Origin of the sequence: Acidovorax sp. DW039, assembly GCF_037101375.1 — a bacterium.
GTDB lineage: Bacteria > Pseudomonadota > Gammaproteobacteria > Burkholderiales > Burkholderiaceae_C > Acidovorax.
Genome location: NZ_AP029019.1, coordinates 3,558,083 through 3,574,620 on the forward strand (window position 1 = coordinate 3,558,083; position 16,538 = coordinate 3,574,620).

Sequence of the window (16,538 nt, forward strand, 5' to 3'; positions counted from 1 at the left end):
CCCGAGCTTCTGGCAATGGGCTGACGCTTTCACCCGGCCCGCGCAAAACAGACAGTCCTGATGGTGAGCCTGCCCGCTTGTTGCAGGGCGGCCCACTGTCAGAATCTCCCGATCTGGCAGCTTGCAGCCCCCTGCACACTGCGCACGGACCAGAACACCAAAGGGCCCTCAATGCATTCGCGCACCGTATTTTTTGTCTCCGACGGCACCGGCATCACCGCCGAAACTTTCGGCAACGCCATCCTGGCCCAGTTCGAGATGAAGCCGCGCCACGTGCGCCTGCCCTTCATCGACACCGTGGACAAGGCCCACCAGGCGGTGCGGCAGATCAACCACACGGGCGAGATCGAGGGCAAGAAGCCCATCGTCTTCACCACGCTGGTCAACATGGAGGTGCTCAAGGTCATCCAAGAAGGCTGCAAGGGCATGCTGCTCGATATGTTTGGCACCTTTGTGCACCCGCTGGAGCAGGAGCTGGGCATCAAGTCCAACCACCGCATCGGGCGCTTTTCCGACGTGAGCCGCAGCAAGGAATACAACGACCGCATCGAGGCTATCAACTTCAGCCTGGCGCATGACGACGGGCAGAGCAACAAGGACCTGGCCGGGGCCGATGTGATTCTGGTGGGCGTGAGCCGCAGCGGCAAAACCCCCACCAGCCTGTACCTGGCCATGCAGTGCGGCCTGAAAGCGGCCAACTACCCGCTGATCCCCGAAGACTTTGAGCGCCGCCAGCTGCCCCCGGCCCTGGTGCCCTTCCGCCAAAAAATCTTTGGCCTGACGATCAGCCCCGAGCGACTGGCCGAAATCCGCAGCGAGCGCCGCCCCAACTCCCGCTACGCCAGCCTGGAAAACTGCCGCGCCGAGGTGGCCGAGGCCGAAGCGATGATGCGCCGCTCGGGTATCCGGTGGCTGTCCACCACCACCAAGTCGATTGAAGAGATCGCCACCACCATCCTGCAGGAAGTGCGGCCAGAGCGGCTGGTGTACTGACACGCGATTCACCGCACCGAACGCTATTAAATCAATAGCTGCCTACGCTTATATATAAAGCGCTAGAGGGCTAAAACACCTAAATTCCGGATTCAGCCGTAGCCCCGGACATCAGCAACTGGCGCACGCCATCACTGGCACGCACCTCGGTGCAGCCCACGCCCCACACGCGTGCTACGGCCTGCGGGGTGATGACATCGTCCACCGACCCCCACTGGCCCGTGCCTTGGGCCAGCAGCAGCGCATCGTGCGCGTAGCGCAGCGCCAGGTTCAGGTCGTGCAGCACGGCCACCACGCCCACGCCTTGCTGCACGGCCCAGTGGCGCAGCAAGCGCAGGGTCTGGTGCTGGTGGGCCAGGTCCAGGGCGGCGGTGGGCTCGTCCAGCAGCAGCCAGCGGTGCGCAGCGCCCGCCACCGGCTCCCAGATCTGTGCCAAGGCCCGTGCCAGGTGGGTGCGCGCGCGCTCCCCACCTGAGAGGGTGGTCACGCTGCGCCCCGCCAGATGCGCCACACCCGTGGTCTGCATGGCGGCGTCCACCATCTGCGCGTCGGCTGCGCTGGGATGGTGGCGGTGCGGGTAGCGCCCCATCTCCACCACTTCGCGCACGGTGAAGTCAAACGCCACGGCCGTGTCCTGCGGCATCACGGCGCGCCAGCGGGCAATCTGGTCCGGTGCATGCTCTGCCACCGCCCTGCCCTGCAGCAGCACCTGGCCGTGCGCGGGTTCGGCCAGCCCTGCCAGCAGGCCGAGCAGAGTGGATTTGCCCGCTCCATTGGGGCCGAGGATGGCCGTGACCCGGCCCGGCTGAAAAACGCCGCTGACCCGCGCCAGCACCGGCTGCCCCGGCGGGGCCACGCCCACGTCCAGACACTGCAGCCACTGCCCTGCGCGGGATGGGAGCCTGTCGGACTTGGAAATCGTCGGCTGCAAATTGACCTCAGCGGTCCATTTTTGGCTTCGCCGCTCTTCGAGAGCACCGTCTTTTTGCCCCATAGCCCGGCTATGGGGCTGCAAATCCGGCAAAAACTGTCCTCGCTGGGGCCAATTTTCGCTTTCGACGCTCCAAGTCCGGCAGGCTCCTAGCGGTGGGCGGTGGGCCGCCTCTCCTTCTCCCTCGGTCAATTCATCAAGCTGTCGTCTCACACCCGCCCCCTGAACTGGCGCAGCATGAACAAAAACAGGGGCGCACCCAGCACCGCAGTGAGCACGCCCAAGGGCAGCTCCGCCGGTTTGACCGCCGTGCGCGCCACGGTGTCGGCCAGCAGCACCAGCGCAGCCCCCAGCAAGGCCGATGCAGGCAGCACCACGCGGTGGTCTGGCCCCGCCAGCAGGCGCACACCATGGGGTGCCACCAGGCCAATGAAACCGATGATGCCTGTGGCCGCAGTGACCGCCCCCACAGCCAGCGCCGCCACGCCAATGGCCAGGCGCTTGGTGCGCTCCACCGGCACGCCCAAAAGGCGCGCCTGCGCCTCACCCAGCGCCAGGGCATTGAGCGGGCGGGCCAGCCAGCCAGCGCCCACAGCCGCCACGCACACGGCCAGCGCCACCAGCATGGCAGTGCCCCAGCGCGCACCACCCAGGCTGCCCATCAGCCACATCTGCAGATTGCGCAGTTGCTCGTCGGTGGACACAAAACTCAGATAACCCAGCCCGGCCCCGGCCAGCGCATTCACCGCCACCCCGGCCAGCAGCATCATGCCCACACGGGTGCCGCTGGCGGATTGGGCCAGCATGTAAATCAACAAAGTCACCAGCAGGCCGCCCGCAAAGGCCGTGCCCACCAGCGGCCAGCTGCCCAGGGCGCGTGGCAGGCTGGGCCACCACAGCCCGCCCAGCACAATGGCCGTGGCCGCTGCCAGCGCAGCCCCCGCACTTACGCCCACCAGGCCAGGGTCGGCCAGCGGGTTGCGGAACAGGCCTTGCATCAACGCCCCTGCCAGCGCCAGGCCCGCCCCCGCCGCCGCGCCCAGTACCAGGCGCGGCAGGCGGATGTGCATGAACACCAGGTGCCCTGATCCGGCAGGCTCCGCGCCCGTGAGCACCGCAAGCACCACCTGCCAGAGTTCTCCCGCGCCCAGGGCGTAAGCCCCGTGGGTGCTGGCCACCACCAGCGCAACCAGTGCCAAAGCGCCCGTCACGCCGATCACCCAGCGGGCAGGCAGCCGCTGGCCGCCCAGCGTTGGAAGGGCGTGGCGCAGGGCGTGGCGTACACGCTGCCGCCACGAGAGGGGCGCGTTGAGCGAATCCAAGGCGGCAGCAACAGGAGGCATGGTGAACAGCGGCAGGCAGTGCAATCCAACGGCGAATCAGGCCACCAGCGCCCGCATGCGGGTGTGCAATTCCTGCACCGCGCCGGGCAGACGGGGCCCGAAGCCCAGCAGGTGGTTGGCGTCCATGGCCACCAGGGCCTTGCGCGAGAAGGCCGGGGTCAGCGCCAGTTCGGGCCGTTGCCAGAAGGTGCGCTCGCCCCCCATGGCCTCGATGCCCTGGGTGGTGTTGAGCAGCACTTCGGGCGCGGCCTCGGCCAGGGCCTCCGCTGTCCAGGGGCGGTAGCCCGCAAAGCCGGTGACGGCATTGAGGCCGCCCGCAAAGCGGATGAGCGCATCGGCCGCCGTGCCCGTGCCCGCCACCATGGGGCTGCCGCCATGCGACAGGATGAACAGCGCACGCGGCTTGCGCGGGGCCGCCGCCACCTGCTGCTGCACGCGCGCCCACTCGGCATCCAGCCGCACCTGCAGGGCCTGGGCAGCGCTCTCACGCCCCACCACCTGGCCTACTACGGTCACCTTGCGCTGCACCTCGGCCCAGTTGTGGCTGGCAGGCACCAGCTCGATGCGCACGCCTGCGCTGCGCACCTGGTCCAGCACCACGCGGGGGCCCGCCTCTTCCGTGCCCAGCAACACATCAGGCCGCAGGGAAAGGACCCCTTCTGCCGACAGCTGGCGCATGTAACCCACCTTGGGTGTGCGCTGCGCAGCCTCGGGGAACAGGCTGGTCGTGTCCGTGCCCACCAGCAGGCCTTGTGCGCCCAGCTGGTAGACCACCTCGGTCAACGCACCACCCAACACCACCAGGCGCTGCGCGGGGCGGGTTTGCGCCTGCGCTGCCCAGGGCAACCCGGCGGCAGCGCCACCCATGGCCGCCATCACACCCTGTATCAGGGCCCGGCGCTGCAAGCCTGCGCGGGCTTTCATCCCATCACGTTCGGTCATGGCAACGTCACCGGCACGTCTACACGCGGCAATCCCGCCACCAGCTCGCGCCAGCCCGCCAGTTCAGGCTTGCCAGGCTTGCGCTCGCCAAAAAACATGGCCATCAGCTCGCCGTCGTGGTCAAAGGCTTCGACCGAAGTGACCACGCCATCTGCCGTGGGTTTCTCAACCGCCCACACGGCCGCGATGCGGTCAGTGCGCAGGTGCAGGTTGAAGCCGGGGTCCAGCACGTTGATCCAGCGGGCGTCTGCCGTGTCCATGGGGCGAATGGTGTGTACCGGGCCGGTGTGGATCTGGATGCAGCCACCGCTGCCCACAAACACCATGATGGGCAGCGCATCGCGTGCAGCACGCTCCAGCAGCCAGGTCACGGCCTGGGCTTGCAGGCGCTGGGTGAACTGCCCCTCGACCAGGCGGAAGCTCTGCTGCCGCTCCGCGCCAAACTGGCGCAACAGGCCAAAGAACTCGTGCGTGTCCTGCATAGCGCTCCAAGCCTGCTGAAGGCCTTGCGCGTCGATGTCCTCATCCGCCTGCACGGCAGGCTTGGGGCCTGCGGGCAGGAACACATAGCCCGCACTTGGCTCTGCAAAGCGCTCGACCACGGCATTCCACACCACCATGTCGGTCTGCTCGCGCACGTAAATCTTGTGCACCGCATGGCCCTGGGCGTTGAAGAACTGCAGGCTTTGCGCGCTGGGGTGCCCGGGGCGGCCCGGCTCGGTCACCGCAAAACCCGCGTGCCACTGGGCAAAGAACAGGCGCAGGTCGATGTCTGGCCCCAGCGCCAGCCCCACAGCCCCGGTGGCCGAGACGTTCTGGTACACGCCGGTCTTTTCGTGCACGGTGGATTCATTGCGGGTCAATGCCATCAGCGGGCCGCAGACCTGCAAGGCTTGCAGCAACTCCAGCCACGGCCCGCGCAGGGCCAGCGCTTTCAAGGCGTAACCATGCTCGCCCGCGTGGGCCGCAATCACCGCCCCCTCAGGCAGATGCAGGCGCTCTGCCGCATCGCGGGCACGCAGGCCTTGGGCGCGCAAGGCGGCAAACTGCTCGCGAATGGTGGATGCCAGAGCGGTCACAGAGGGAGTCGATGGCTCTGCGGGGGAAAGCATGGCGTTCATTGCACAGTCTCCGGTGCGGTCAGCCACAGTGCACGGCGCTGCTCTGCCGCCGACAGGGCGGCCGTGGCGTGCTCTTGCGCACTCTGCTGCTGCCAGCGCGCCTGCAGATTCCACAGCATGGTGCGAAAGTGCGGGCTCAGCGCCTGGGACTGGGTCAATGCCTCCAGATTGGTCACGATCTTGCGCACCATCGCCTCGCGGTGGGTGTCACAGCATGCCTGGGCATAGCCCGTCATGAGCGCCAAGGTGCCAGCCAGCAGGGCCTCCATGCACGGCATGCTGTATTCCTCGTCGCGGTGGGTGTCTGGGTTGGCGACGTTCTCGCCGGGGATGGTGCCCATGGGATGCTCCTTCAGGGATTCAACGGGTTGAGAGCGGGGATATCTGCGCTTCAGAAGTCAGCCACCAGCGACACCCGCACCGCACGGCCTGGCTGGGTGTACGCATCGATGGTGCTGGAGTTGGCGGACTGGCCGCGCACGTCGGCCCAGCGCCAGTACTTCTTGTCGGTAAGGTTGTAGATGCCAGCATTGAGGCGCAGGTCTTTGCGGATGCGCCACTGGCCGCTCAGGTCCAGCGTGGTGTAGGCGGGCGTGAGGTATTGGGAGCTGCCTGCGGCCACGTACACGTCGTCCGCCTTCTTGGCTGCGCTGTGGGTGGCGTCCAGGCGCACATGCCAGGCTGCGGTTTCATAACGCACACCGGCCGTCAGGCGTTGCGGCTCCACCGAGTTGACGGCGCGGCCCGTGTTGGTGTCGCGCCCCCGCGCCTGGCCATAGGCAAAGGGCGTGCTGATGCGACCACCCAGCCACTCGCCCCAGGCCATGTTGCCCTTGACTTCAAAGCCGTCGATCTTGACGCGGCCCAGGTTGATGGACTGGAACACCAGCGGGTTGCCCGGAGCCCCGGTGCCGCCCACCTGCTGCAGGTCTTCGATGAAGTCCTTGTAGCGGCCCGTGAATGCGGCGGCTTCAATGGACAGGGCCTGCAACCGACCGCGCACGCCGACCTCAAAGTTCTGGCTCTTTTCGGGCCGCAGGTTGGGGTTGGGTATGGTTTTGTAGTTGGACACCGTGTTCTCAAAGAACGCGTTGACCTGCCCCGCATTGGGCGCGCGGAAGCCCGCTGCATAGTTGCCGAACACGCTCCATGCGTCATTGGCGCGGTACAGCACGCCCAGCTTGGGCGAGGTGGCATGGCCGGAGAGCGACACCGCCTTGGCACCAAATCCGGCCTGGTCGGCCTTGATGCGGAAGCTGTCGTAGCGCACGCCAGGGGTGATGCTCCAGGGCCCACGGATGAACTCGTCCTGCACATACAACGCAGCACTGCTCTCGGTGGTGTCGGGGAAGCGCTTGAGCGGGAAGGTCTCGCCCACGGGGGGCGTCACGCCGGTCTGCAGGTTCTCCACCTGAGCACGGGTGTAGTCCAGCCCGTAGGTGAGCTTTTGCGCCCAGGCGTCTGCACCCGAACCCATGCGGATGAGCTTGCTGCCCTGCAGGTTGGCCTGCAGCGTGCGCTCGTCGTAGGTCACGTCGCGCACACGGTCGGCAGCGGTGTTGCGGTCTTCGGTGATGTATTCGCGGGAATGCGCGTCCTGGTAGCTCAGCACCGCCTTCACATCGTCAGCCCAGGCCGTGTTCACACGCCAGTTGCCCTCCCAGGTGGCGCGGCTGCGCTGCATGTCGGTGAATGAGGTGGAGCCCAGCACCGAGGTACTGGTCAGAGGGGCCTTGCTGCGGGCGCTCAGCAGCTCGTAGTCTGCCTTTTTGTCCACATGCTCCAGCGTGAACACATGGCGCTGACCACCGCCAGGGGTGACCACCACCTTGCCCAGCACGGAGGCGTGCTTGTCCTTTTGCGGGTTGGGCAGCGTGCGGTCCACATTGGCCGCAGCGTTGGTGCCCATGTTCTCCAGTTCGTTGGCGCGACCCACGTTGGCGCTGACCAGCCACTGCACTGTGTCATTGGTGCGGCCCGCCAGCGTAGCACCCAGGCGCTTGCCATCGTCATCCCCGTCGTAGGCAGCACTCACGCGGCCACCCAGGGTTTTGCCGTCTTTCAAAAAGGCCGATGGATCGGCGGTGATGAAGTTGACCAGCCCGCCCATGCCGTCAGACCCATAAAGGGCCGAGGTGGCGCCGCGCAGCACCTCGATGCGCTGCAGCAGGCCCACATCCACATAGTCGCGGCCAAAGGCGTTGGCGCTGAACACGTAGCTGCGTGGCAGGCGAATGCCATCCACCAGCATCAGCACCCGGTTGCCCTCCAGGCCGCGAATGTTGAAGCCGGAGTTCTGGTCCCTCCCCGTGGAGCCGCTGGCCAGGGTAAAGCGCGCTGGCGAGCGCGGTACGGTGATGTTGGGCTGGTCGCGGGCGACATCGCGCAGATCGCGCACCTGCCCTTCTTCCAGCGCCTGGGCATTGATCACGTCAATGCTCATGGGCAGGTCGTCGGGGTTTTGCTCGCTGCGCGTGCTGCTGATGACCACCTCTTTAAGCTGAGGCATACCGCCGGCCTGGGCCAGCAGCTCTTGCGCATGCGCGGCAGACACAGACGCCACAGCCAGGGCCGCTGCCAGGGCGATGGGGGTGAGATGGAGCGGAGAACGAAAAACGGGTGCGTGAACGTGCGCCAAGGCGGGCCTCTTCCAGGGTCATGAATACGACAAGAAGCTGGCTCCGCGGGCAAATGTTTGTGGTCTGCAGGGACCGCAAAACGTGCGCTGGCTGGCAGGGATGCAATATCTTACATGAGAATAATTATCAATAACAAATTCATGCGAGCGATAAGGCCATACGCATGGGGTGCCGCAAGGCAACAGCCGCCAGCAAGACGCCAGACGTAAAAAAGCCGGGGGAGCAAACGCCACCCCGGCTTTTCATCGGTCTTGAAGACCTTAAAAAGCTATCATTTCGATAGCTTGCTGCGCTTTATTCATGAGCGCAAAGCACCACTTGACCCTTAGGCATCCATTCATGCTGCCACAGGCGTGCGAATCAGGTGATCGAACGCGCTCAGCGCAGCCGTAGCCCCTGCACCCGCCGCAATCACGATCTGCTTGTAGGGCACCGTGGTGCAGTCACCGGCGGCAAACACGCCGGGCACGTTGGTGTTGCCCTTGGCGTCGATCACAATCTCGCCGAACTTAGAGAGTTCGACCGTGCCCTTGAGCCATTCGGTGTTGGGCACCAGGCCGATCTGCACGAACACGCCTTCCAGCGGCACCAGGTGTTCCTGGCCCGTGGCGCGGTCCTTGTACTTCAGGCCATTGACCTTGCCGTCGGCACCCGTGATTTCGGTGGTCTGGGCGTTGGTGTGGATAGTCACGTTGGGCAGGCTCTTGAGCTTGTTGACCAGCACGGCATCGGCCTTCAGCTGGTCGGCAAACTCGATCAGCGTGACGTGCTGCACGATGCCTGCGAGGTCAATCGCAGCCTCCACGCCGGAGTTGCCGCCACCAATCACCGCCGTGCGCTTGCCCTTGAACAGCGGGCCATCGCAGTGCGGGCAGTAAGCCACGCCCTTGTTCTTGTACTCGGCTTCGCCGGGCACGTTCACGTTGCGCCAGCGTGCGCCGGTCGAAAGAATCACCGTCTTGGCCTTGAGGGAGCCGCCGTTGGCCAACTGCACTTCCACCAGACCACCTGGCTGCGCTGCAGGGATCAGCTTTTCAGCGCGCTGCAGGTTCATGATGTCCACGTCGTAAGCCTTGGCGTGGGCCTCCAGCGCTGCAGACAGCTTGGGGCCGTCAGTTTCCAGGATCGAGATGTAGTTCTCGATGCCCAGCGTGTCATTGACCTGGCCGCCAAAGCGCTCGGCAGCCACACCGGTGCGGATGCCCTTGCGGGCGGCGTACACGGCAGCTGCAGCACCAGCAGGGCCCCCGCCGATGATGAGCACGTCAAAGGCTTCCTTGGCGCTGACCTTGGCCGCTTCGCGGGCGGCAGAGCCGGTGTCGAGCTTGGCCACGATTTCTTCCAGCGACATGCGGCCCGAGCCGAACACTTCGCCATTGAGGAACACCATGGGCACGGCCATGATTTCGCGGCGGGTCACTTCTTCCTGAAAGGCGCCGCCCTCGATCACCGTGGTCTTGACCTTGGGGTTGAGGATGGCCATGAGCGACAGCGCCTGCACCACGTCCGGGCAGTTGTGGCAGGTCAGGCTCATGTAGACCTCGAAATTGAAGTCGCCATCCAGCGCCTGGATCTGCTCGATCACATCCTGCTCCACCTTGGGTGGGTGGCCGCCCGTCCACAGAAGGGCCAGCACCAGCGAGGTGAACTCGTGGCCCAGGGGCAGGCCCGCAAAGCGCAGGCTGTTGGTAGAGCCTACGCGCTGGAGGCTGAAAGATGGCTTGCGGGCATCGTTGCCATCGGTGCGCAGCGTAATCTTGTCGCTGCGCAGGGACTGGATGGTCTCCAGCAACTCGCGCATTTCGCGGGCGGTGTCGCTGTCGTCTAAAGAAGCCACCAGTTCAAACGGCTGTTGCACGCGTTCCAGATAGGCCGAGAGTTGCGATTTGAGTTGGTCGTCGAGCATGGTGGCTTCCTGAAAATTCGAGTTGTGGTGTTGCAGGTTTAAGGGCTTCAGGTGATTCATTCAAGCCTGATGGCCAAATTCCGGGCGAAAAAAAGCCGGACGGCATGGCGCACGCACCATGGCGCTGTCCGGCTTTGGGGAACGCGCCATGATGGCGCGCTCAGCCGAGGCAGGTGATCGCTTAGATCTTGCCGACCAGGTCCAGGGATGGAGCCAGAGTCTTGGCGCCTTCCTTCCACTTGGCGGGGCACACCTGGCCAGGGTTGGCGGCGGTGAACTGGGCAGCCTTGAGCTTGCGCAGGGTTTCAGACACGTCGCGGGCGATTTCGTTGGAGTGGATTTCCAGGGTCTTGATCACGCCATCGGGGTTGATCACGAAAGTGCCGCGCAGTGCCAGGCCTTCTTCAGCGATGTGCACGCCAAAAGCGTTGGTCAGCTGGTGTGTTGGGTCGCCGACCAGAGGGAACTTGGCCTTGCCCACGGCAGGAGATGTCTCGTGCCACACCTTGTGGGAGAAGTGGGTGTCGGTGGTCACGATGTAGACCTCGGCACCGGCTGCCTGGAAGGCTGCGTAGTTGTCGGCAGCGTCTTCGATCTCTGTGGGGCAGTTGAAGGTGAAAGCGGCAGGCATGAAGATCAGCACGGACCACTTGCCCTTCAGGGACTGCTCGGTGACTTCGATGAACTCGCCCTTGCCGTTGCGGTTCACGAAAGCGGTGGTCTTGAAAGGCTGGACTTGGGTGTTGATCAGGGACATTGCTGTTTCCTTAAAGGGTTGGTTGACTGAACACAGGACTGAAGTCTAGGCGCTTTGACTCAATGCATCCAATTAATTGATTTCATTGAATCAATTGGCGATGACTATTTTATGACACGCCTCGCGCGCCCTTCAGCCGCCGTGCAGCGCACAGTAATGCAAACGCAATTGCCTATCAAACGCAGCCCATCTGCCGTGGCGGGGGCTTGCCTTGTCAGGTGGTCAAACGCCCCCCACAATCGCGCCCGACACTATCTACAAGGAGAGCCCCATGAAAGGCGACGCACAAGTCATTGCGCATCTGCAGGCGCAGCTGAAGAACGAACTCACTGCCATCAACCAGTACTTCCTGCACTACCGCATGCTCAAGCACTGGGGTTTCGACAAGCTGGCCAAGAAGGAATACGAAGAATCCATTGGCGAGATGAAGCATGCCGACTGGCTGATGGACCGCATCTTCATGCTGGACGGCCTGCCCAACCTGCAGGACCTGGGCAAGCTGCAAGTGGGTGAAGACGTGCCAGAGATTCTGGCGTGCGACCTGCGCTCGGAACAAGGCGCGCAAGCCACCATCAAGGAAGGCATTGCCCACTGCGAAAGCGTGCGCGACTATGTCTCGCGTGACCTGCTGCAGAAAATTTTGGACGACACGGAGGAGCACATCGACTTCCTCGAAACCCAGATCGACCTGATCGACAAGGTGGGCATCCAGAACTACCTGCAGTCGCAAATGGGCGACGCAGACTGAGTGCCGGGCGATCAGCCCTTGCACTCTGCACTTCGCACCTTGAAACGGGCCACGGCCCGTTTTTTTATGCCCACTGCACTCAGACCACACTGGACCGAGCGCAGCCCATCCACAGCAATCTGTTGCAAATCGGGCTTGAAATTCGCAATTCTTTGCAGCACAGCGCAAATCAAACGCGAATACTTCTCAATAAAAGTAGAATAACCGCCCGGGCCGTTGGGACTTCGTCTCTTTTGTGAGGGACTGCACCTGTTTTCTGAAGGCCCCAGCAAGCCAGCGAATCCCCACCGGGAATGCCAGCCAGCACTTGGATCCACCCAGACTGGAGCATTCCCTATGCCGCGCACCCGCATCTGCCCTGCCTTGCCCCGGAGGCCCGGGCAGCCATGAAAACCCACCAACTCGACTGGCGTTACCGCCTGGCGGTGACTTCGCGCACCCTGGCCGCTGCTGCGGGGGGTTATGCCGTCGCAGCGGGCTGCGCGGCAGCGCTCTCTCTCGCTTTGGCCCAGCTCATGCCCCGGGCCGAGGCTGTGCTGACCGCCACCATGCTGGCCTGGCTGGTTTACGCCATCGCCGTGGGCTGGGTGTTCTACGCACGCACTGCCTGGGGTGCATGGCTGGGCACCTTGCTGCCTGCAGCCGCGTTAGGGGCTGTGGCCATGGCCCCCCGCTGGATGGGGGCCGGGGCATGACCAGGGCAACCACATCCCCAGATATGTCCTCTGCGGCCAACCCATCTGCAGCCATTTCTGCAACGGCGGCAAACATCCCGGCACGCAGCAAGAAGCCCAATGACCGCGAGGGCTTCCGGCAGGCCATGTCCTGGCTGCACACCTGGGCGGGGCTGGTGCTGGGATGGCTGCTGTTCGCCATCTTCCTGACGGGCACGCTGTCGTTCTTCAAAAGCGAGTTCAACCTGTGGATGCAGCCTGAGATGCACGGCCTGCCCGCAGCCGACGCGCACACCGCAGAAAAGGCCCTGGCCGCCCTGCACAAGAAAGTGCCAGGGGTGACGCAATGGATCATGCGCCTGCCCGATGAGCGGGACCCAGCTGTCACCGTACTGTGGCGCGATAGTGGCAATGGCCGCTTTGAAACCCTGCACATGAACCCGCAGACCGGCGAGGTGATCGAGGGCCGCCGGACCATGGGTGGCGAGTTCTTCTATCGCTTCCACTTTGAGCTGCGCACCGCACAGAAAGGCCGCTGGGCGCTGGAGGGCCGCTGGGTGGTCGGCGTGGCTACTCTGCTGATGTTCATTGCCCTGCTGACGGGCGTGGTCACGCACCGCCGCATCTTCAAGGACTTCTTCACCTTCCGCCCCGGCAAGGGGGGTCAGCGCGCCTGGCTGGACGCACACAACGTAACCGGCGTGCTGGTGCTGCCCTTCTACCTGATGATCACCTTCAGCGGGCTGATGATCTTCCACACGCTGTACCTGCCCAGTGGCATTGCCACCGCCTATGCCGGGCCGGATGGCAAGGTGGACTCTGCCGCCTACTTTGCCGAGATGCAGGGCGACAAGCCCGAGCGCAGTGCGCGCCGCGCGCGCGGCATGCAGCAGCCACCGCTGCCCGTGGTGCCCCTGGCCACCATGATGGAGACCGCACGGCAAAAGTGGCAGGACGGACGCATCGGATCCATCCAGGCCCGGCGTGACGCGCAGGGGCAGGTGGTGGTTGAAGTGACACGCCACGACGGCGACCGGCTGCAGTACCGCCCCCCCCGCATGGTGTTTGATGGCGTGACGGCACAACCCATGGACTACATCGACCCCGCAGGTGCGGCCATTCAGACCTATGGTGTGCTGTACGGCCTGCACATGGCCCGCTTTGCCGGGCCTGGCATGCGCTGGGCCTTGTTGGGCTTTGGGCTGCTGGGCAGCCTGATGATCGCCTCGGGCCTGGTGCTCTGGTCCGTCAAGCGTAGCAGCCAGGCGCAGCGCAAGGGCGCAAGCGCCCCCACCCGCATGCCCGTGGGCGAGCGGCTGGTGGCCGGGCTCAACATTGGCACCCTGGCAGGCCTGCCCCTGGCGTGCGCGGTGTACCTTGCCTCCAACCGGCTGCTGCCGCTGGGGCTGGAAGGCCGGGCCGACGCCGAGCTGGCATGCTTCTTCACCACCTGGGGGCTGGCAGTGGTCTGGGGCCTTCTGGTTCCAAGGCGAAAGGGCTGGACCGTGGTGCTGGCGCTGGCCGCCCTGGCCTGGGCCGCTTTGCCGGTTCTCAATGCCATCACCACGCACACCCATCTGGGCATCACCCTGCCTGCCGGTGAATGGGCGTGGGCAGGCATGGACCTGGCCTTTGCTGGCACCGGCGCATTGTTGGGCGCGGTGGCGTGGCACCTGCACCGCCGCAAGCCTGCGATGGCATCGCAAGGCAAGGCCGGTGCCATGCAGGCCCGCACCACCGAAGCCACTGCGGGGGTCTGAAGCATGTCGACCTTTCTTTTCTGTCTGACGGCCTGGCTGGCCATGGCCCTGGGTATGGACAAACACCATGAAGACGCCATGGCCCGCGAAGCCAGCCCTGCCTTGCTGCGGCGCTGGCGGCAAGTGGCGTGGCTCATCCTGCTGGCATCGCTGTGGCTGGCGGCGCAGGCGCGGCCTGACCGCCCCCCATCGCTGGGCATCACGCTGTGGGCCGTAGCCCTGTCTGCCGCCGCGTTGGGGGCCACTGCCGCCATGACGTGGATGCCAAAGCGCACCGTGCAGCTGGGCGCCGGGGCGCTGGCGCTGGCCGTGCTGACCTGCTTGCTCGGCTGGTGAAACCCGGCAGGTAGCGCATTCAAGCCACCACAAACCCCAGCGGCCCATTCCTCTTGCTCTAAGCCCCCACAGCTGCGCAGGCGCTGTGGGCAGGCGGCCTGCACCCCGCATTTCCACTGTTCATTGTTCAAGGAGTTTTCAGATGTCTGTTCCCTGCAATCCGCTTCGTCATGGCGCCCTCACCCCGCTGGCTTGTGCCGTGCTGGCGCTGACCTGCAGCCAAGCCCTGGCACAAGGCACCCCGGCAGCCACCGAATCTGCGCCTGCTCTGGGCGAAGTCACCATCCATGCCACGCCGCAGGAAACCTATGCGCCCACAGCCAGCTCGACCGCCACCAAAGGCAGCGCGCCTTTGCGTGATGTGCCCCAGGCGGTGAACGTGGTGCCCGCCCAGGTGCTGCGCGACCAGGGCGCGCGGACCATGGAAGATGCGCTGCGCAACGTGCCAGGCGTGGCCATGAGCCATGGCGACGGGCAACGCGACCAGGTGGTGATCCGCGGCTTCACCGCCATCGCCGACCAGTTTGTGGACGGCGTGCGCGACGATGCGCTGTACTTCCGCGACCTGGCAGACATTGAACGCATCGAGGTGCTCAAAGGCCCGGCCGCCGTGCTGTACGGGCGCGGGTCTTCGGGCGGGCTGATCAACCGCGTGACCAAAAAGCCGGTGTTTGGCGACACCACGGGCGAGGCCTCCATCGGCCTGGGCAGTTTCCAGTACCGCCGCGCCACGGCTGACGTGAATGTGGGCATCAGCGACACGGCGGCCTTCCGCATCAATGCCGCCGTGGAGGACTCTGGCAGCTACCGCGACCAGCAGTTTGTGAAGCGCCACAACTTCGCACCGTCCCTGGCGCTCAAGCTGTCTGCGCAGACGGACCTGCTGCTGCAATACACCAACGCCCGCGACAAGCGCCTGACGGACTTCGGCATCCCCGCCATCAACGGCCGGCCCGTGAACGTGCCCGTGGGCACGTATTACGGCTCCAGCAATGCAGCGCAGGACGACACCACCACGAGCACTATGCAGTCGTTCACAGCCACCCTCAACCACCGCTTCAACGATGACTGGTCGGTGCGCAACGTCACCCGCGCCTACGACTACACGCTGGACCGCTACAACACCCTGCCCGGCGGCACCACCGATCCGGTGAACCTGACCGTGGGGCGCACCCGCTCGTTCATCCTGCGCGATGAAAGCGGCTTCTTCAACCAGACCGATGTGACCTGGCGCAACCAGCTCGGCGGCCTGCAGCAGGAATGGCTGATGGGCATGGAACTGGGCCAGCAGAAGAAGCGGGCCGAATCCGTGTCGGGCGGGGCAGATCGTGTGTCCATCCTCAACCCCTCTGGTGCGGCACCGGTGATTCCAGCCGCCAGCTATGCGGCCGACAGCGCCATTCCAAGCCACACCACGCAAGACACCGCAGCCCTCTACTGGCAAAACCAGATCACACTGGCCCCCCAGTGGAAAGCCCTGGTGGGCGCACGCTACGACGTGTTCGGGCAGGAGACACGCTTTGACCGCAAGCTCTCCACCCTCTCGCGCACCGACAAGAAATTCAGCCCCCGCGCCGGACTGGTCTGGCAGCCCAGCGACACTGTGTCGTACTACGTGTCGTACAGCAAATCGTTCCAGCCGTCGGCAGAGACGTTTGCCCTGGCCGCCAACATCACGGCGGCCGAGCCCGAGATCACCCAGAACAAAGAGATTGGAGTGAAGCTGGACCTGCTGGACAAGCAGCTGAGCGTGACCGCCGCTCTCTTCAACCTCGAGCGCACCAACATCAAGAACACCGACCCCACAAACCCTGCACGCCAGATCAACGTGGGCACCCAGCGCACCAACGGCTTTGAACTGACGGCCAGCGGCCGCCTGCCAGGCCGCTGGGACGTGAGCGCAGGCTATGCCTACCTGGACGGCCGCATGACCAAATCGTTGGCGACCACCACCTCGGCCCAGTTGCCGACAGTGGCCGTTCCTGCGGCAGGCAAGGTACCGGCACTGACGCCCCGCAACTCCGCCTTTGTATGGGCCATGAAGGACCTGGGCCAAGGCCTGCGCCTGGGCGGCGGTGTCAGCTATGTGGGCGAGCGCTTTACCTCCCTTACCAACCTCGTCACCCTGCCCGCCTACACCACGCTGGACGCCGCCCTGCAATACACCGTGGGCCGCTGGGAACTGGATGTGAACGTGAAGAACCTGGCCGATCGCAAGTACTACGTGTCTGCGCACGGCAGCAACGACAACCTCATCCTGCCGGGCTCGCCCCGCGCCGTGCAGGTGACTTTGCGTACGCAGTTCTGAGCACCGCACGCCCACCGGCGTGCGCATCGCCCGCGCACGCCATTTCAAGCAAAACAGGCCTCCAGCGCTTTATCAATAAG

General features: G+C 64.9%; 14 protein-coding genes. 6 read left to right on the forward strand and 8 right to left on the reverse strand.

The genetic code is table 11. The features are described 5' to 3' along the window. Positions 1 to 171: 171 nt before the first annotated feature. Positions 172 to 993, forward strand: a complete 822-nt coding sequence (locus AACH87_RS15920) for a pyruvate, water dikinase regulatory protein (protein ID WP_338795458.1) — start codon at positions 172 to 174, stop codon at positions 991 to 993. A gap of 79 nt (positions 994 to 1,072) precedes the next feature. Here AACH87_RS15920 and AACH87_RS15925 read toward each other — a convergent pair whose 3' ends face one another. From AACH87_RS15925 to ahpC, 8 genes are all read right to left on the reverse strand, one after another. After that, positions 1,073 to 1,855: a heme ABC transporter ATP-binding protein gene (locus AACH87_RS15925; RefSeq protein WP_338798990.1), complete on the reverse strand. Its 783-nt coding sequence runs from the start codon at positions 1,853 to 1,855 to the stop codon at positions 1,073 to 1,075. Positions 1,856 to 2,133: 278 nt separating this feature from the next. Continuing rightward, the gene (locus AACH87_RS15930; protein ID WP_338795459.1) at positions 2,134 to 3,267 is read right to left on the reverse strand and encodes an iron ABC transporter permease; all 1,134 of its coding nucleotides are present in this window, start codon (positions 3,265 to 3,267) and stop codon (positions 2,134 to 2,136) included. Positions 3,268 to 3,303: 36 nt separating this feature from the next. Further along, positions 3,304 to 4,209: an ABC transporter substrate-binding protein gene (locus AACH87_RS15935; RefSeq protein ID WP_338795460.1), complete on the reverse strand. Its 906-nt coding sequence runs from the start codon at positions 4,207 to 4,209 to the stop codon at positions 3,304 to 3,306. After that, positions 4,206 to 5,321 carry a ChuX/HutX family heme-like substrate-binding protein gene (locus AACH87_RS15940; protein ID WP_338798991.1) on the reverse strand — a complete coding sequence of 372 codons (1,116 nt, stop codon included), beginning with the start codon at positions 5,319 to 5,321 and terminating at the stop codon, positions 4,206 to 4,208. Before AACH87_RS15940 ends, AACH87_RS15935 begins: the two co-directional genes overlap by 4 nt. Positions 5,322 to 5,326: 5 nt before the next feature. After that, positions 5,327 to 5,671, reverse strand: a complete 345-nt coding sequence (locus tag AACH87_RS15945) for a hypothetical protein (protein WP_338795461.1) — start codon at positions 5,669 to 5,671, stop codon at positions 5,327 to 5,329. A 50-nt stretch (positions 5,672 to 5,721) separates the two neighbouring features. Beyond that, a complete protein-coding gene (locus tag AACH87_RS15950) occupies positions 5,722 to 7,968 on the reverse strand; it encodes a TonB-dependent hemoglobin/transferrin/lactoferrin family receptor (protein ID WP_338795462.1) in 2,247 nt (748 codons plus the stop codon). A gap of 338 nt (positions 7,969 to 8,306) precedes the next feature. Further along, positions 8,307 to 9,875, reverse strand: coding sequence for an alkyl hydroperoxide reductase subunit F (ahpF, locus tag AACH87_RS15955; protein WP_338795464.1), 1,569 nt, complete (start codon positions 9,873 to 9,875; stop codon positions 8,307 to 8,309). A gap of 181 nt (positions 9,876 to 10,056) precedes the next feature. Beyond that, positions 10,057 to 10,632 carry an alkyl hydroperoxide reductase subunit C gene (gene ahpC / locus AACH87_RS15960; RefSeq protein WP_338795465.1) on the reverse strand — a complete coding sequence of 192 codons (576 nt, stop codon included), beginning with the start codon at positions 10,630 to 10,632 and terminating at the stop codon, positions 10,057 to 10,059. A gap of 271 nt (positions 10,633 to 10,903) precedes the next feature. Between ahpC and bfr the strand changes: the two genes are divergently transcribed. From bfr to AACH87_RS15985, 5 genes are all read left to right on the forward strand, one after another. After that, positions 10,904 to 11,380 carry a bacterioferritin gene (gene bfr, locus AACH87_RS15965; RefSeq protein ID WP_338795466.1) on the forward strand — a complete coding sequence of 159 codons (477 nt, stop codon included), beginning with the start codon at positions 10,904 to 10,906 and terminating at the stop codon, positions 11,378 to 11,380. Positions 11,381 to 11,766: 386 nt separating this feature from the next. Next, positions 11,767 to 12,075 carry a DUF3649 domain-containing protein gene (locus tag AACH87_RS15970; protein WP_338795467.1) on the forward strand — a complete coding sequence of 103 codons (309 nt, stop codon included), beginning with the start codon at positions 11,767 to 11,769 and terminating at the stop codon, positions 12,073 to 12,075. 125 nt (positions 12,076 to 12,200) lie between these two features. Further along, positions 12,201 to 13,814 carry a PepSY-associated TM helix domain-containing protein gene (locus tag AACH87_RS15975; RefSeq protein ID WP_338798992.1) on the forward strand — a complete coding sequence of 538 codons (1,614 nt, stop codon included), beginning with the start codon at positions 12,201 to 12,203 and terminating at the stop codon, positions 13,812 to 13,814. Between the two features lie 3 nt (positions 13,815 to 13,817). Continuing rightward, positions 13,818 to 14,150, forward strand: coding sequence for a DUF3325 domain-containing protein (locus tag AACH87_RS15980; protein WP_338795468.1), 333 nt, complete (start codon positions 13,818 to 13,820; stop codon positions 14,148 to 14,150). A gap of 142 nt (positions 14,151 to 14,292) precedes the next feature. After that, positions 14,293 to 16,458, forward strand: a complete 2,166-nt coding sequence (locus AACH87_RS15985) for a TonB-dependent siderophore receptor (RefSeq protein ID WP_338795469.1) — start codon at positions 14,293 to 14,295, stop codon at positions 16,456 to 16,458. The last annotated feature ends 80 nt before the right edge of the window (positions 16,459 to 16,538 follow it).

What these genes read in the sequence shown, in the direction of transcription:
- AACH87_RS15920 (WP_338795458.1), top strand. Translation starts at nt 172, where the DNA reads ATGCATTCGCGCACCGTATTTTTTGTCTCCGACGGCACCGGCATCACC.
- AACH87_RS15930 (WP_338795459.1), bottom strand. Translation starts at nt 3,267, where the DNA reads ATGCCTCCTGTTGCTGCCGCCTTGGATTCGCTCAACGCGCCCCTCTCG.
- AACH87_RS15935 (WP_338795460.1), bottom strand. Translation starts at nt 4,209, where the DNA reads ATGACCGAACGTGATGGGATGAAAGCCCGCGCAGGCTTGCAGCGCCGG.
- AACH87_RS15940 (WP_338798991.1), bottom strand. Translation starts at nt 5,321, where the DNA reads ATGCTTTCCCCCGCAGAGCCATCGACTCCCTCTGTGACCGCTCTGGCA.
- AACH87_RS15945 (WP_338795461.1), bottom strand. Translation starts at nt 5,671, where the DNA reads ATGGGCACCATCCCCGGCGAGAACGTCGCCAACCCAGACACCCACCGC.
- ahpF (WP_338795464.1), bottom strand. Translation starts at nt 9,875, where the DNA reads ATGCTCGACGACCAACTCAAATCGCAACTCTCGGCCTATCTGGAACGC.
- ahpC (WP_338795465.1), bottom strand. Translation starts at nt 10,632, where the DNA reads ATGTCCCTGATCAACACCCAAGTCCAGCCTTTCAAGACCACCGCTTTC.
- bfr (WP_338795466.1), top strand. Translation starts at nt 10,904, where the DNA reads ATGAAAGGCGACGCACAAGTCATTGCGCATCTGCAGGCGCAGCTGAAG.
- AACH87_RS15970 (WP_338795467.1), top strand. Translation starts at nt 11,767, where the DNA reads ATGAAAACCCACCAACTCGACTGGCGTTACCGCCTGGCGGTGACTTCG.
- AACH87_RS15975 (WP_338798992.1), top strand. Translation starts at nt 12,201, where the DNA reads ATGTCCTGGCTGCACACCTGGGCGGGGCTGGTGCTGGGATGGCTGCTG.
- AACH87_RS15980 (WP_338795468.1), top strand. Translation starts at nt 13,818, where the DNA reads ATGTCGACCTTTCTTTTCTGTCTGACGGCCTGGCTGGCCATGGCCCTG.
- AACH87_RS15985 (WP_338795469.1), top strand. Translation starts at nt 14,293, where the DNA reads ATGTCTGTTCCCTGCAATCCGCTTCGTCATGGCGCCCTCACCCCGCTG.